This window comes from Streptomyces sp. NPDC031210, from assembly GCF_055570395.1.
On record NZ_JBVIHH010000008.1, the window covers coordinates 174,435 to 189,001 of the forward strand.

Consider the following 14,567-nt stretch of genomic DNA (forward strand, 5'->3'; position numbering starts at 1 on the left):
AAAAATCGCACGGCCAGAAAAATCGCACGGCCAGCAAAAACGCACGGCAGTAAACGCGCCCGCAAGACACCGAGCCCAAGGAGGCGAAGCCACTTTGAGTACGGGATCCGGAGCACACTCCGCCCCCGCACCGAACTCCCACCACGACACGGTCCCCACCACACCCCGGCGCCAGGGCATGTTCCGTTCGCTCCGCGTACGCAACTACCGGCTCTTCGCCACCGGACAGGTGGTGTCCAACACCGGCACGTGGATGCAGCGCATCGCCCAGGACTGGCTGGTGCTCAGCCTGACCGGCTCCTCCGCCGCCGTCGGCATCACCACGGCCCTGCAGTTCCTGCCCATGCTGCTCCTCGGGCTCTACGGCGGCGTCATCGCCGACCGCTTCCCCAAGCGCACGCTCCTGCTGTTCACCCAGTCCGCGATGGGCCTGACCGGCGTCGCCCTCGCCGTCCTCACACTCAGCGGCCACGTCCAGGTCTGGCACGTCTACCTGGTCGCCTTCGTCCTGGGCCTGATCACCGTCCTGGACAACCCCTGCCGGCAGGCTTTCGTCTCCGAGATGGTCGGCCAGGACGAGCTGCGCAACGCCGTCAGCCTGAACTCCGCCAACTTCCAGTCCGCCCGGCTGATCGGCCCCGCCGTCGCCGGCGTGCTGATCACCGCCTTCGGCAGCGGCTGGGCCTTCCTCCTCAACGGCCTGTCGTTCCTCGCGCCGGTCGCCGGTCTGCTGATGATGCGCACCGCCGAACTCCACAAGGTCGAGCCGGTCCCGCGCAGCAAGGGACAGTTGCGCGAGGGCCTGCGGTACGTGGCGAAGCGGCCCGACCTCGTCTGGCCGATCGTGCTGGTCGGCTTCATCGGCACCTTCGGCTTCAACTTCCCGATCTGGCTGACCGCGTTCGTCCACCACGTCTTCCACGAGGACGCCGGCACCTACGCGCTGTTCAACGCCCTGATGGCCGCCGGCTCCCTGATCGGCGCCCTGCTCGCCGCCCGGCGCGGATCGTCCCGGCTGCGGCTGCTGGTCGGCGCGGCCCTGGCCTTCGGCGTACTGGAGATCGCGGCCGCCCTGGCCCCATCCTTCTGGATGTTCGCGGCGCTGCTCGCCCCGATCGGGATGGTCGGCCTGACCATCAACGTCACGGCCAATTCGAGCGTGCAGATGGCCACCGATCCGCTGATGCGCGGGCGCGTGATGAGCCTGTTCATGATGGTCTTCATGGGCGGTACGCCGGTGGGCGCGCCGCTCGTCGGCTGGGTCACCGACACGTGGGGCGCCCGGGCCGGCTTCCTGACCGGCGGAGCGATATCCGCCGTGGCCGCGGTCGTCATCGGGCTGATCCTCGCCCGGGTCGGCGGGCTGCGGTTGAAGGTGGACCTGCGCCGCGGGCACCGTCGCGTGCTGTTCGTGCCGCGGCAGACCGCCGCGACGCGGGAGGAGCGGCCGGCCCCGGTGGCCTGACCGGGCCGCGGCCCGCCGCCCGCCAGGAAACCCCGCGCGCCGGTGGCCTGTTGGGCGAGACTTGCCGTATGAGACTCTTCGCCGCCGTCCTGCCGCCGCCCCCCGTCGTCCACGAACTGGCCGACGAGGTCGCGGCGCTGCGGGCACTGCCGGGCGCGGACGGGCTGCGCTGGACCGGGCCGGACGGGTGGCACTTCACCCTCGCGTTCTACGGCGAGGTCGCCGAGGAGGTCGTGCCCGAACTGCGCGAGCGGCTGGCCCGGGCCGCGCACCGGCATCCGCCGTACGAGCTGCGGATCTCCGGCGGCGGGCGGTTCGCGGACCGGGTGGTGTGGGCGGGCACCGAGGGCGACCGGGAGGCCATGCGCAAGCTGGCGGACTCGGCGACGGCGGGCGGGCGCCGGGTGGGTCTGGAGATGGCCGAGCAGCACCGCCCCTACCACCCGCATCTCACGCTCGCCAGGAACCGCACCGCCGGCCTCGACCTCGCCCCGTTCGTCGCCGGACTCGGCGACTTCGCGGGCACGCCGTGGACGGTCGGCGCGCTGGCCCTGGTGCGCAGCCACCCGCCGGTAGCGGGCGTCGTGGGCGCTCAGCCGCGTTACGAGGCGCTGGCGTCCTGGCCCCTGGGCCACTGAGAGGCGGCGCAACCGGGCCATGGGCCGCGTCCCCGCGTTCCCGGGTCGCCGAAGTGTTCGTATCCGGTCCGGTTACGCTCAAGGGGTGGACCCCAAAACACGTAACCGGATCATGTCCGGTCTTTTCGCCGTGCTCCTCGTCGTGGTGATCGTGGCGGCCGCCTTCCGCTGACCGGGCCGTCCGTGGGCCGGGCACCCTTGCGTTGAGCGGACTCGAAGGCGTTGGCTGGCTCGTCATGAAGTACACGCAGCTCGGACGCACGGGACTCAAGGTCAGCAGGCTCGTCCTCGGGACGATGAACTTCGGGCCGCAGACCGATGAGGCGGACAGTCACTCGATCATGGATGCCGCGCTCGACGCGGGTCTGAACTTCTTCGACACCGCGAATGTGTACGGATGGGGGGAGAACAAGGGCCGCACCGAATCGATCATCGGCAGTTGGTTCGCCAAGGGCGGCGACCGCCGGGACAAGGTCGTACTCGCCACCAAGGTGTACGGGAACATGGCCGCCGACGGCGACGCCTGGCCCAACCACGACCGGCTCTCCGCGCTCAACATCCGCCGGGCCGTCGACGCCTCGCTCAAGCGGCTCCGGACGGACCACATCGACCTCTACCAGTTCCACCACGTCGACCGCCGGACCCCCTTCGAGGAGATCTGGCAGGCCGTCGACGTACTGATCCAGCAGGGCAAGATCCTCTACGCGGGGTCGTCCAACTTCCCCGGCTACAAGATCGCCCAGGCGAACGAGGCCGCCGCCCGGCGCGGCATGGTCGGCCTGGTCAGCGAGCAGTGCCTCTACAACCTGGCCGAGCGCCGCGCCGAGATGGAGGTCATCCCGGCCGCGCGCGACTACGGTCTCGGCGTCATCCCGTGGTCGCCGCTGCACGGCGGACTGCTGGGCGGCGTCATCAAGAAGGAGAACGACGGCCCGACCGGGCGCCGCGCCTCGGGACGTTCGGCCGACGCACTCGCCAACACGGCTGTGCGGGAGCGGATCCAGGCGTACGAGGACCTGCTCGACAAGAACGGCCTGGAGCCCGGAGAGGTCGCCCTGGCCTGGCTGCTGACCCGCCCCGGGGTGACGGGGCCGATCGTCGGTCCGCGCACACCGGCCCAGTTGGCGAGCGCGCTACGCGCGGTGGACCTGGAACTCGGCGAGGACCTCACGGCCTCGCTGGATCAGATCTTCCCGGGACCGGGCCCGGCCCCGGAGGCGTTCGCGTGGTGATCTGACGCGGCAGCGGTCGCCCGGCCGCCGCCATCCGGCCCGCTGACCGGGGCCGGGGGAGCGGCGGCCGGCGCGTACGGCCCCCCGACGCCCCACGCCTGGTGCATCGCGTCGGCGAACGCGCCCGCCAGCAGATGCTCGCCCAGAGCCGAGGGGTGCGTCCCGTCGTAGGTGGCGGTGGCGATGTCCCAGCCGGCCGGCTCGGAGGCCAGCAGCAGGGGCGAGCCGGGGGTGGAGAGGTCCGCGACGGCCTTGGCGAGCAGCTCGTTGAAGTGGGTGCACGCGGCGCCGAACGCCGGGTCGGTCGCGGCCCGGACGTTGGGTATCACCGGCATCAGCACCGCCCGGATGTGCGGTGCGGCCTGACGGGCCGCGGCCACGAAGTGCCGTACGTTCTCCGCGGTCTGGGTGGCGTTCGTATAGAAGCCGAGGTCTATCAGGCCGAGCGAGACCAGCAGGGTGTCGGCCCGGTGGCGGCGGACCGCGTCACCGATCAGCGGGGCCATGTGCAGCCAGCCCTCGCCCCAGCCGGCCAGGTGGCGCCGGGCCTCGGCGGGGAAGGCCGGGTCGCCGTAGTCGTGCGAGACGGGGGCGTCCTGGAGGGTGTCATGCAGCGCCCGGCGCGGGCCGACGAGGTGGCAGGGGCCGTCCAGCGTGGCCGTCAGGTGCTGCCAGAGGCGATAGCGCCACGTGAAATCGCCGGTGTGCCCAATGGTCATCGAGTCACCGACGCACATGATCCTCATCCGGCCATGATGGCCGACAACCCCACGTGCCTGATACGTGACGCTGAACACGCCCGACACGCGGTGGCCGCGCGGATGGCAGGCTGTGCCCATGCGTTCGCTTCTGTGCGCGGCCGGTGCCGCGGGGTTGCTGCTGTGCGCGGCGGTCGCGCCGGCCGCCGCCGACGAGTCCGACGGCTTCACCCTTCGCGATCCCCGGATCAGCGAGTCCAGCGGGCTGGCCGCCAGCCGCCTGCACCCCGGCGTCTACTGGACCCACAACGACAGCGACGACGGCCCCTACCTCTACGCCGTCGACGGCAGGTCCGGCCGTACGGTCGCCACCCTCACGCTGCGCGGCGTCGGCGCCCCCCGGGACGTCGAGGCGATCTCGGTCGGCCCGGACGGCGACATCTACGTCGGCGACATCGGCGACAACCTCGGCGGGACGTGGGACCACGTCTGGATCTATCGCTTCCGCGAGCCCCGGCAACTGCGCGACGCCACCGTCACGGCCACGCAGTTCACCGTGAAGTACGCCGACGGGCCGCGCGACGCCGAAGCCCTGATGGTGCATCCCACGACCGGCCGGGTCTACCTCGCCAGCAAGAAGCAGGGCGGGGGCGGCGCGCTCTACGAAGGCCCGCGGCGGCTGACCGCCTCCGGCGCCAACACCTTCCGCAAGGTCGCGCCGATCGATCTGTGGGTCACCGACGGGGCGTTCTCGCCGGACGGCACCCGGCTGGTGATGCGCAGCTACTTCGGGGCCCGGATGTACCGGTGGCGGGACGGCGTACCGAAGGACCTCGGCAGCGTCGGCGTGCCGATCCAGCAGCAGGGCGAGTCGGTGACGTTCACCCCGGACGGCCGGACGCTGCTGTACGGCTCCGAAGGGCGCGGCAGCCAGGTCGAGCCGGTCGGCCTGACCGGCGACGAACTGCCGGAGTCGGCGAAGGACGATCCGGCGTCCGGCTCGCCCACCAAGGGGCCCGACGGCCGGGACGACGCGGGCCCGGGCCCCAGCTTCGGAAAGGGCGCGCTGGTCTTCGCGGCGGCGACGGTGCTGGTCGTGGCCCTGCGCCGACTGCTGCGCCGTCGGCGTTGACGCAGCGTCACGACGCGTCCGAGCCCCCTTCCCGCTCCCCGTCCCCCTTCGCGTCCCCGCCGTCGATCAGCCGCAGCTCGTAGTGCAGCGTCCGGTCCTTGCGCAGACGGTGCAGGAGCGGCACGAACAGGCCGTGCAGCAGCGGGTATTTACGCGTCAGCAGGCGCTCGGCGCGCCGGTACTCGCGCGTCGCGGGGTCCAGCAGCCGCACCCGTGCCCGGTAGGCGGGCCCGGTGGGCCGGCCGCGCAGGGTGGAGGCGCGGAACTCCACCTCCGGGTTGGCGCGCATCCGCTTGGCCTTGCCCGCGCTGTCGTAGGTGCGGATGTAGGCGTGGTCGCCGTCGACGACGATGCTGACCGGGGTGCCGACGCCGGTGCCGTCCTGCCGATACGTCGTGAGCAGGATCGTGCCCTGGCGTTCGAAGGCGGCGAGGCCGGGGGCCGTGGGAGTCGTCATCTCTCCATACAGGCACAGACGTCCCGATTCGTCCTGCCGTACCGCGTCCGTTCGGGGGCGTGCGACGGGCGCCGAGCCGGGCCGCGGGAACGAGCGGGCCCCCGGCGAAGGACGCCGGGGGCCCGAGCGGACGCGGTGAGGGGACGCGGCGGCTACAGCTTCTCGATGACGTAGTCGACGCACGCCGTCAGCGCCTCGACGTCCGACGGGTCGATCGCCGGGAACATCGCGACGCGCAGTTGGTTGCGGCCCAGCTTGCGGTACGGCTCGGTGTCGACGATGCCGTTGGCGCGCAGCGCCTTGGCGACCGCCGCCGCGTCGATGTCGTCGTTGAAGTCGATCGTGCCGATGACCTGCGAGCGCTTGGCCGGGTCGGTGACGAAGGGGGTGGCGTACTTGGAGTCCTCGGCCCAGCCGTACAGGGTGCGCGCGGAGGTCGCGGTGCGGCGGACCGCCCAGTCCAGACCGCCCTGGCCGTTGATCCACTCGAGCTGCTCGTTGAGCAGGAAGAGGGTGGCGAGCGCCGGGGTGTTGTACGTCTGGTTCTTCAGCGAGTTGTCGATCGCCGTGGGGAGCGAGAAGAACTCCGGGATGTGGCGGCCGGAGGTGTGGATGGCGCGCGCACGCTCCAGGGCGGCCGGGGAGAAGACGGCCAGCCAGAGGCCGCCGTCGGCGGCGAAGGACTTCTGCGGGGCGAAGTAGTAGACGTCGCTCTGGGTGATGTCCACGGGCAGGCCGCCGGCGCCGGAGGTGGCGTCGACCAGGACCAGGGAGTCGTTGTCCGCGCCCGCGACCCGCTGGATGGGGGCCGCGACACCGGTGGAGGTCTCGTTGTGGGTCAGGGCGTAGACGTCCACGCCCTTCTCCGCCGTGGCCTCCGGGTGGGTGCCCGGGTCGGCGGAGATGACGGTGGGCTCCTTCAGCCACGGCGCGAGCTTGGCCGCCTTGGCGAACTTGGAGGAGAACTCACCGAACGTCAGGTGCTGGGACTTGCGCGCGATCAGGCCGTGCGTCGCGATGTCCCAGAACGCGGTCGAGCCGCCGTTGCCGAGGACAACCTCGTAGCCCTCGGGGAGCTGGAAGAGGTCGCGCACGCCCTCGCGCACCTTGCCCACCAGGTTCTTGACCGGGGCCTGGCGGTGAGAGGTGCCGAGAAGGGAGCTACCGGTTGCGGCGAGGGCGCCGAGCGCCTCCGTACGCACTTTGGAGGGGCCCGCGCCGAAGCGTCCGTCGGCGGGCTTGATGTCAGCGGGAATCTGGATATCAGCCACGGGGCGAAGCCTAATCCGTCGCGGGCGGGGCGCCCGCCGCGCGTCCACCCGATGAGATGGGATCAGCCTCCTGGTGGACGCCCGGCGCAAGGTCCGCGGCGTACAGCCCGGTGACGGCGGCCGCAGCGTCGGCCAGCACCCGGCGGGCCTCCGGCGGATCCAGCACCTCGAGGGAATCGGCGAACTGGAGCAACTGGCGGACGGCCCGCACCTCCGGATACGCCAGCTCGATGACGGCCCAGCCGCCGCCCGCCGCGCCCTGGGCGCCACCGGAGTCGTCCGTCCGGGGCGGGCCGGTCAGCGAGGCCCCCAGGATGCGGACGGCCAGGTCCAGCCGCTCGCGCCGGATCCGGGCGGTCACCCGCACCGGCGCCGGCCGCTCCTCGACCTGGCGCCGCAGCAGCCGCCACACCTCCGCCAGCTCCACGCCCGGCCGCCGGCGCACCGGCGCGTCGGTGAGGGTGGCCGACGCGACCCGGTCGGCCCGGAACAGCCGCGGCCGGCCGCGCCGGTCCGCGACCAGGTACCAGATGCCGGCCTTCGCCACCAGGCCGTACGGATCGACGGTGTACGTCCGCGCCCGGGTCTCGCCGCTGTGCCGGTAGCGCAGGCGCAGCCGGCGGTCGGTGAACACCGCGGTGTGCAGCTCGCCCAGGTCCACGGCCCGGCGCGGGCCGCTCATCCAGCGGTCGGGGTCGACCAGGATGCGCCGGCTCGCCAGCTCCGCGCCCGGCCGGTGCGGGGCGGGCAGCGCCGCCATCACCTTGCGCAGCGCCGAGCCGAGCGCGTCGTCCAGGCCGAGCGCGGTGTGCGCGCCGTCGGCCGCCAGGACGAACAGGGCCCGGGCCTCGTCGGCGGTCATCCCCGTCACGTCCGTACGGAAGCCCGGCAGCAGCGCGATACCGCCGTGCCGGCCGCGTTCGGCGTAGACCGGCACACCGGCCGCCGACAGCGACTCCACATCCCGGTAGACGGTCCGGGTGGAGACCTCCAGGCGCCGGGCGAGTTCGGCGGCGGGGACCCGCCCACGGGTCTGGAGGAGCAGCAGGAGGGAGAGCAGACGGTCGGACTTCACCTCAGGATTTATATACGGCGACTTGTACAGGCGAGCCGGCGAGCTATATATGACGGCAGGTGTCAACTTATGGCGGCAGGGTGCCGTCCATGACGATCGAGAACCGCACGCAGACCCCGCCCGCCCCCTTCACCCCGACCGCTCTGGCGGCCCTCACCCGTCAGGTCGGCGGCCCCGTCCTCCTCCCCGGCGACGAGGGCTACGACGCCGAGCGGTCCGGCTTCCAGGCGGCCTACGCGCACCGCCCGGCCGTCATCGTCGGCGCCGAGGGCCCCGGCGACGTGGCCGCCGCCGTCGCCTTCGCCCGCGACCAGGGACTGCCGGTCGCCGTCCAGGCCACCGGCCACGGGCTGTCCGCGGCCACCGACGGGGGCCTGCTGATCAGTACGCGGCGGATGACCGGGCTCCGGGTGGACGCGGCGGCCGGCACCGCGCGGGTCGCGGCGGGCGTCGTCTGGGAGCAGGTCGTCGAGGCGGCCGCCCCGCACGGCCTCGCCCCGCTCAACGGCTCCTCCCCGGGCGTCGGCGTCATCGGCTACACCCTCGGCGGCGGGGTCGGCGTCCTCGCCCGCACCTACGGGTTCGCAGCGGACCGGGTGCGCTCCGTCGACCTCGTCACCGCCGACGCCCGGCAGCTCCACGTCACCGCCGACAGCGACCCCGAACTCTTCGCGGCCCTGCTCGGCGGCGGCCACGGCCTGGGCGTGGTGACCGCCATGGAGTTCGGCCTGGTGCCCGTCGCCCGGCTGTACGGTGGGCAGCTCGTCTTCGGCGGCGAGCAGGTCGACGACGCGCTGGCGGCCTACCTGAGCTGGACCGAGACCGTCCCCGACCAACTGACGTCCTCCCTCGCGCTGGTCGCCTACCCCGACGTCGAGCAGTTGCCGCCCTCGCTGCGCGGCCGCTACCTCGCCCAGATCCGCATCGCCTACACCGGCACCGCCGCGGACGGCGAGAAGCTGGTCGCGCCGCTGCGCGCGGTGGGGCCGCGGGTCGCCGACGACCTGCGCGAGATGCCGTACACCGAGGCGCACACCATCCACCGCGACCCCAGCGACCCGCACGCCTACAACGGCGACAACGCGCTGCTCGACGGCCTCGACGCGGCGGCCCTGCGTCGGGTGGCGGCCCTGACCGGACCGCAGGCGCCGGTCATGTGCGTCGTGCAGCTCAACCACCTCGGCGGCGCCCTGGCCACGCCGACCACCGCATCCGCCGTCGGGCACCGCGACGCCCGGTTCGCGCTGCGCCTGCTGTCGCCGCTGGACGCCGCCGACCCGGCCGCGGACCTGCCGGTCGTACGGAGCGTGCACGCCGAGGCCCTCGCGGCCGTCGCGCCCCGGCGGCTCGGCCGCAGCGTGAACTTCCTGCTGGGCGCGCACGCGGAGCGGCCCGACGCCGACGAGGTGGCGCGCAGCACGCACGAGGAGGACGCGCACCGGCGGCGTACCGCCCAGAAGGCCGCCCACGACCCGGCCGGCCTGTTCCGCTTCCACCCGCTCGCCGGCGCGACCGCCCACGATCCGGCCCCGGGCGCCCGGCCCACCGCACTCACCGGCCGCTGACCTTTACGTCGGGCACCGCTCGGCCCGCCCGGCCAGTGCTCGGCCCTCCGGGCGGGAGGAACCCGCCCGGAGCGGGCAGGCTGGAGGAATGGCTGAGCGTACGGAGACGGAGAAGCGGGATCTGGAGAAGGAGTTGGCGGCCGCGGTGCGGGGGGAGGTGTCCTTCACCGCCGCCGACCGGGCGCTGGTGACGATGGACGCGTCCAACTACCGGCGGGTGCCCACCGCGGTCGTCGCACCGCGCGACGCGGCGGATGTCGCGGCGGCGCTGCGGGTGTGCCGCGAGCACGGCGTGCCCGTCGTGCCGCGCGGCGGCGGGACGAGCATCGCGGGGCAGGCGACCGGCGTCGGCGTGGTGCTCGACTTCACCCGGCACCTGCGGCACATCGTGTCGCTGGACCCGGCCGCCCGCACCGCCGTCGTCCAGCCCGGCGTGATCCTCGACGACCTGCGGGCGGCGGCCGGCAAACACGGCCTGACCTTCGGCCCCGACCCCTCCACCCACAGCCGCTGCACCCTCGGCGGCATGATCGGCAACAACTCCTGCGGCTCCCACTCGGTGGCCTGGGGCACCACCGCCGACAACGTCCGCGCACTGGAGCTGCTGACCTACGGCGGCGAACCGGTGCGGGCCGGGCGCGGCACGGACTCCACCGGATGCCCCACCGGCCTGCCGCCCCGCCTGCGCGACGGCGTCAAAGCCCTGGTGGACGGCGAGTTGGCGCTGCTGCGCACCGGCTACCCCGAACTGCCCCGCAGGATCTCCGGCTACGCGCTGGACGCCCTGCTGCCCGAGGCGGGCACGCACCTGGCGCGGGCGCTCACCGGCAGCGAGGGCACCCTCGGCGTCCTGACCGAGGCGACCGTGGATCTGGTGCGGACCCCGGCCGCGCGGGCGCTCGCCGTACTCGGCTACGCCGACGAGAGCGCGGCGGCCGAGGCGGCCCACACCCTGCTGCCGCACCGCCCGCTGACCGTCGAGGGAATGGCCGCCGACCTGGTGGGCGACGCGTCCGGGCTGCCCCGGGGCGGCGCCTGGCTGTTCGTCGAGATGGGCGGCGACAGCCCGGCCGAGGCGGCGGCGCGGGCCGGTGCGCTGTGCCGGGCGGCGGCCGCCGACGGCACCACCGGCCACACCGTCGTCACCGACCCGACCGGGCAGCGGGCCCTGTGGCGGGTACGCGAGGACGCCTCCGGCACCGCGACCCGGCTGCTGGACGGCAGCGAAGCCTGGCCCGGCTGGGAGGACTGCGCCGTGCCGCCCGCCCGGCTCGGCCCGTACCTGCGGGAATTCCGCGCCCTGCTGGCCCAGTACGGACTGCGCGGCACGCCCTACGGCCACTTCGGCGACGGCTGCATCCACGTCCGCATCGACTTCGATCTGCTGACCCCGCCCGGCATCCGCCGCTTCCGCGCGTTCTCCTACGACCTGGGCGAGTTGGTCGTGGCGCACGGCGGTTCCCTGTCCGGCGAGCACGGCGACGGCCAGGCCCGCGCGGAGCTGCTGCCGAAGATGTACGGGCCGGAGCTGGTGCGCCTCTTCGACCGCTTCAAGGACCTGTGGGACCCGGCCGGCGGACTGAACCCCGGCATGCTCGTCCGCCCCGACCGGCTCGACGACAACCTGCGCTTCGACGTCCTGCCGAAACGGCCCGTCCCGGTCGAATTCGGCTACCCGCACGACGGCGGGGACTTCTCGGCGGCCGTGCGGCGCTGCGTCGGCGTCGCCAAATGCCGCCAGACCACGACGAACGCCGGCTCGGCCGACGTCATGTGCCCGTCCTTCCGCGCCACCGGCGAGGAACGCCACTCCACCCGCGGCCGGGCCCGGCTGCTGCACGAGATGCTCGCCGGCGAGGTCGTCACCGACGGCTGGCGCTCACCCGAGGTACGCGACGCCCTCGACCTGTGCCTGTCCTGCAAGGGCTGCCGCAGCGACTGCCCGGTCGGCGTGGACATGGCCACCTACAAGGCGGAATTCCTGCACCACCACTACGCGGGCCGGCCGCGCCCCGCCGCCCACTACGCGATGGGCCGGCTGCCGCGCTGGCTGCGCGCCGCCGCCCCCCTCGCCCCGGTGCTCAACGCCCTCGCCCGCACCCCGCTCGCCACCCCCGGCAAACGCCTCGCCGGCATCGCCGCCGAACGCCCGCTTCCCCGGCTGGCCACCGAGCCGTTCACCCGGTGGTGGTGGCACCGGCGGCGGACCACGCGCGCCCCCGCCACCGGCCGCACGGTCATCCTCTGGGCCGACACCTTCACCAACTACCTTTCCCCGCAGGTCGGCCGGGCCGCCGTCACCGTCCTGGAAGCCGCCGGGCTGCGCCCCCTGCTGCCGCCCACCGCACCCCTGCCCCCGGCCGGCGCCGCGCCCCGCCGGCTCCCGCCGCGCTCGCACCGCCCGCTGTGCTGCGGACTGACGTACGTCTCCACCGGCCAGCTCGACCAGGCCCGGGCCGTGATGCGGCGCACGGTCGAGGTGCTCGACCCGCTGCTCGCCGACGGCCGTCCGCTGGTCGTCCTCGAACCGAGCTGCGCGGCGGCCCTGCGCACGGACCTGCCCGAACTCCTGCCGGACGACCCGCGCGCCGCACGCCTCGCCGCGTCCGTACGCACCTTCGCCCAGGCCCTGGAGGAACTGGCCCCCGACTGGCGGCCGCCCCGCGTCGACCGCCCGGTGGCCGGCCAGACCCACTGCCACCAGCACGCCGTCCTCGGCGACGCCGCGGACCAGCGGCTACGGCAACAGGCCGGCCTGACAGGCGAGTTGATTGGCGGCTGCTGCGGCCTGGCCGGCAACTTCGGCTTCGAGCGCGGCCACTACGACATCTCCGTCGCCTGCGCCGAGGACCGCCTGCTGCCCGCCGTGCGGGCCGCGACCCCCGACACCGAAATCCTCGCCGACGGCTTCTCCTGCCGCACCCAACTCGACCACCTCGGCGACCGCCCCGCCCGCCACCTCGCGGAGGTGCTGGCTCAGGCGCTGGAATCCCAGGAATCCCAGGACTCCCAGGTGGCGCCCGTCAGCCCTCGTCGCCGCCGATGACCTCCCGGGCCAGTGCGACCAGGTCCGCGATGCGGGGGTGGCCGGGGCCGTCGCGCCAGGCCAGGACTACGGGGACGGGTGGGGCGTCGGTCAGTGGGAGGTAGGCCATCGCCGGGTGCGGGTGCATGCCGGCGGTGGCGGTGGTGGTGACGCCCACCGCCCGGCCGCCGGTGATGGCGGCCAGCCAGTCGTCGGTGTTGCCGATGGTGAGCGTGGTGGCGGGGCGGGCACCGGCGGGCCACAGGTCGAGAGTGGTGCTGCCGGAGACGGTGTTGAGGGCGATGGTGCGGTCGGAAAGCTCGGTGAGGGAGAGGGTGGCGCGGCGGGCGAGCGGGTCGTCGGCGGGCAGCCCCGCCACCCGCGGCTCGGAGGTCAGCCGCGCGGTGATCAGCCCCGGGGCGTGGACCTCGCCGCGCAGCAGGGCCACGTCCACCTCGCCGCGGGCCAGGCCGGCCGTACGGTCGTCGACGCGCAGGAGTTCGAGCGGGGTGTCGGGGTGCCGCTCGTGCCAGCGGCGCAGCAGCGCGGTGGTGGAGGCGCCGGCCGCCGACCAGGCGTGGCCCAGGCGCAGCGGCCAGCCGGTGCGGTGGGCCTGGCCGAGCGCCCGGTCGAACGCGGTCACCGCGATGGCCGCCTGGTCGCGGAAGGTGACGCCGTCGGGGGTGAGCGCGAGGTGGTGGGTGGAGCGGTCGATGAGGCGGGTGCCCATCTCCTGCTCCAGTTGGCGCAGGGTCCGGGAGACGGCGGGCTGGGTCAGATGCAGACGCTCGGCCGCGCGGGTCACGCTCAAGGTATCGGCGATGGCCAGAAAGCAGCGGAAATGGCGGAGCTCGATGCTCATGCCTGCCGAGCATAACAACAGGGGAAACGGCATTTCACGAACCGGAAGGCGGGGTCTTAGCGTGAGGGGGTGAACGCTTCCCCCGCCGACTCCGATGGCTCGATATCGGCCACTTCCGCTCCCACCGCCCCTTCCACCCCCACCGCCGCATCCGCCACCGCGGTACCGGGGCCGGTGCCCGCCTCGGCCGAGGTGCTGACGGCGGAAGCCGCGGCCACGGGCCCGGCGGCGCCGCGCGAGCGGATCGCTTCGGTGGCGCTGGTCATCGGCGGGATCGTCTCCCTCCAGTTCGGCGCGTCCGTGGCCGTGCTGCTCTTCCCGCGAGCCGGCGCGCTGGGCGTCGTCACGCTCCGCCTGGTCGCCGCCTCGCTGGTGCTGTTGCTGCTCTGCCGCCCCAAGGTGCGCGGTTACTCGCGTGGCGACTGGGCCACCGTGGCCGGCTTCGGCGTCGCGCTGTTCGGTATGAACTCGCTCTTCTACCAGGCCATCGACCGCATCCCGCTGGGCGCGGCGGTCACTTTGGAGTTCCTCGGCCCGCTGATCCTCTCGGTGGCCACCTCCCGGCGGGCGCTGAGCCTGCTGTGGGCGGCGCTGGCGCTCGGCGGCGTGGGACTGCTGGGACGGGAGGGCTTCGACGGGCTGGACGCGCTGGGGGCCGGCTTCGCGCTGGCGGCCGGCGGACTGTGGGCCGCGTACATCCTGCTCTCGGCTCGTGCCGGAGCGCGTTTTCCGCAGGCGGACGGGCTCGCGCTGGCCATGACCGTCGCCGCGGTGCTGAGCCTGCCGCTGGGCATCTCCACCGGGGGCGCCGCGCTGCTGAACCCGGTCACCCTGGGCCTGGGCGCCGCCGTCGCCCTGATGTCCTCGGTCGTGCCCTACACGCTGGAACTCCTCGCCCTGCGCAAGCTCCCGGCGTCCGGCTTCGCGGTCATGATGAGCCTGGAACCGGCCGCCGCGGCCACCGCCGGCTTCCTCGTCCTCCACCAGGCGCTGGGCTGGGCCGAGGTGCTGGCGATCGGCCTGGTCGTCGCGGCGAGCGTGGGCGCGGTGCGCAGCGCGGGGGCGTCGTCGCACGGTTGATCCCGGCCGCCACTCTGCTGTTCCCGGCCACCACCTGCTGTTCCTGGCCGCCGCCCGCTGGTCCCGG

At 73.9% G+C, this 14,567-nt stretch carries 12 protein-coding genes; 7 read left to right on the plus strand and 5 right to left on the minus strand.

Translation table 11 applies throughout. The features are described 5' to 3' along the window. Window positions 1-94: 94 nt before the first annotated feature. The 3 genes from ACZ45Z_RS17165 (at window position 95) to ACZ45Z_RS17175 (ending at window position 3,335) form a co-directional block, all read left to right on the plus strand. On the plus strand, window positions 95-1,465 hold the full coding sequence (locus ACZ45Z_RS17165; RefSeq protein WP_468362691.1) for an MFS transporter: 1,371 nt from the start codon (window positions 95-97) through the stop codon (window positions 1,463-1,465). A 68-nt stretch (window positions 1,466-1,533) separates the two neighbouring features. Next, window positions 1,534-2,103: an RNA 2',3'-cyclic phosphodiesterase gene (gene thpR / locus ACZ45Z_RS17170; protein WP_468362693.1), complete on the plus strand. Its 570-nt coding sequence runs from the start codon at window positions 1,534-1,536 to the stop codon at window positions 2,101-2,103. Between the two features lie 236 nt (window positions 2,104-2,339). Then, on the plus strand, window positions 2,340-3,335 hold the full coding sequence (locus ACZ45Z_RS17175) for an aldo/keto reductase (RefSeq protein WP_468362695.1): 996 nt from the start codon (window positions 2,340-2,342) through the stop codon (window positions 3,333-3,335). Here ACZ45Z_RS17175 and ACZ45Z_RS17180 read toward each other — a convergent pair. Next, on the minus strand, window positions 3,287-4,081 hold the full coding sequence (locus tag ACZ45Z_RS17180; RefSeq protein WP_468362697.1) for a GDSL-type esterase/lipase family protein: 795 nt from the start codon (window positions 4,079-4,081) through the stop codon (window positions 3,287-3,289). The genes ACZ45Z_RS17175 and ACZ45Z_RS17180 overlap by 49 nt on opposite strands. A gap of 91 nt (window positions 4,082-4,172) precedes the next feature. Here ACZ45Z_RS17180 and ACZ45Z_RS17185 point away from each other — a divergent pair, with 91 nt between their 5' ends. Continuing rightward, the gene (locus ACZ45Z_RS17185) at window positions 4,173-5,165 is read left to right on the plus strand and encodes a hypothetical protein (RefSeq protein ID WP_468362699.1); all 993 of its coding nucleotides are present in this window, start codon (window positions 4,173-4,175) and stop codon (window positions 5,163-5,165) included. A gap of 7 nt (window positions 5,166-5,172) precedes the next feature. Here the strand turns inward: ACZ45Z_RS17185 and ACZ45Z_RS17190 are convergent, their stop codons facing one another. The 3 genes from ACZ45Z_RS17190 to ACZ45Z_RS17200 form a co-directional block, all read right to left on the minus strand. Next, entirely contained in the window at window positions 5,173-5,622 is a 450-nt protein-coding gene (locus ACZ45Z_RS17190; RefSeq protein ID WP_468362701.1) for a PPOX class F420-dependent oxidoreductase, read from the minus strand. Window positions 5,623-5,774: 152 nt separating this feature from the next. Continuing rightward, window positions 5,775-6,893: a phosphoserine transaminase gene (gene serC / locus ACZ45Z_RS17195; RefSeq protein WP_468362702.1), complete on the minus strand. Its 1,119-nt coding sequence runs from the start codon at window positions 6,891-6,893 to the stop codon at window positions 5,775-5,777. 10 nt (window positions 6,894-6,903) lie between these two features. Continuing rightward, window positions 6,904-7,968 carry a helix-turn-helix transcriptional regulator gene (locus ACZ45Z_RS17200; protein WP_468362704.1) on the minus strand — a complete coding sequence of 355 codons (1,065 nt, stop codon included), beginning with the start codon at window positions 7,966-7,968 and terminating at the stop codon, window positions 6,904-6,906. An 89-nt stretch (window positions 7,969-8,057) separates the two neighbouring features. Here ACZ45Z_RS17200 and ACZ45Z_RS17205 point away from each other — a divergent pair, with 89 nt between their 5' ends. Both ACZ45Z_RS17205 and ACZ45Z_RS17210 read left to right on the plus strand, forming a co-directional pair. Next, complete coding sequence (locus ACZ45Z_RS17205; RefSeq protein ID WP_468362706.1) at window positions 8,058-9,533, plus strand: FAD-binding oxidoreductase; 1,476 nt, start codon at window positions 8,058-8,060, stop codon at window positions 9,531-9,533. 88 nt (window positions 9,534-9,621) lie between these two features. Next, window positions 9,622-12,579, plus strand: a complete 2,958-nt coding sequence (locus ACZ45Z_RS17210) for an FAD-binding and (Fe-S)-binding domain-containing protein (protein WP_468362708.1) — start codon at window positions 9,622-9,624, stop codon at window positions 12,577-12,579. Here ACZ45Z_RS17210 and ACZ45Z_RS17215 read toward each other — a convergent pair. Beyond that, window positions 12,557-13,420, minus strand: coding sequence for a LysR family transcriptional regulator (locus ACZ45Z_RS17215; RefSeq protein WP_468362710.1), 864 nt, complete (start codon window positions 13,418-13,420; stop codon window positions 12,557-12,559). The two genes, ACZ45Z_RS17210 and ACZ45Z_RS17215, sit on opposite strands and share 23 nt — an antisense overlap. Window positions 13,421-13,522: 102 nt before the next feature. Here ACZ45Z_RS17215 and ACZ45Z_RS17220 point away from each other — a divergent pair, with 102 nt between their 5' ends. After that, a complete protein-coding gene (locus ACZ45Z_RS17220) occupies window positions 13,523-14,500 on the plus strand; it encodes an EamA family transporter (protein WP_468362961.1) in 978 nt (325 codons plus the stop codon). Window positions 14,501-14,567 lie beyond the last annotated feature (67 nt).

Coding starts and splice junctions, on each gene's coding strand:
- thpR (WP_468362693.1), top strand. CDS start 1,534: ATGAGACTCTTCGCCGCCGTCCTGCCGCCGCCCCCCGTCGTCCACGAA.
- ACZ45Z_RS17175 (WP_468362695.1), top strand. CDS start 2,340: ATGAAGTACACGCAGCTCGGACGCACGGGACTCAAGGTCAGCAGGCTC.
- ACZ45Z_RS17180 (WP_468362697.1), bottom strand. CDS start 4,081: ATGAGGATCATGTGCGTCGGTGACTCGATGACCATTGGGCACACCGGC.
- ACZ45Z_RS17185 (WP_468362699.1), top strand. CDS start 4,173: ATGCGTTCGCTTCTGTGCGCGGCCGGTGCCGCGGGGTTGCTGCTGTGC.
- ACZ45Z_RS17190 (WP_468362701.1), bottom strand. CDS start 5,622: ATGACGACTCCCACGGCCCCCGGCCTCGCCGCCTTCGAACGCCAGGGC.
- ACZ45Z_RS17205 (WP_468362706.1), top strand. CDS start 8,058: ATGACGATCGAGAACCGCACGCAGACCCCGCCCGCCCCCTTCACCCCG.
- ACZ45Z_RS17210 (WP_468362708.1), top strand. CDS start 9,622: ATGGCTGAGCGTACGGAGACGGAGAAGCGGGATCTGGAGAAGGAGTTG.
- ACZ45Z_RS17215 (WP_468362710.1), bottom strand. CDS start 13,420: ATGAGCATCGAGCTCCGCCATTTCCGCTGCTTTCTGGCCATCGCCGAT.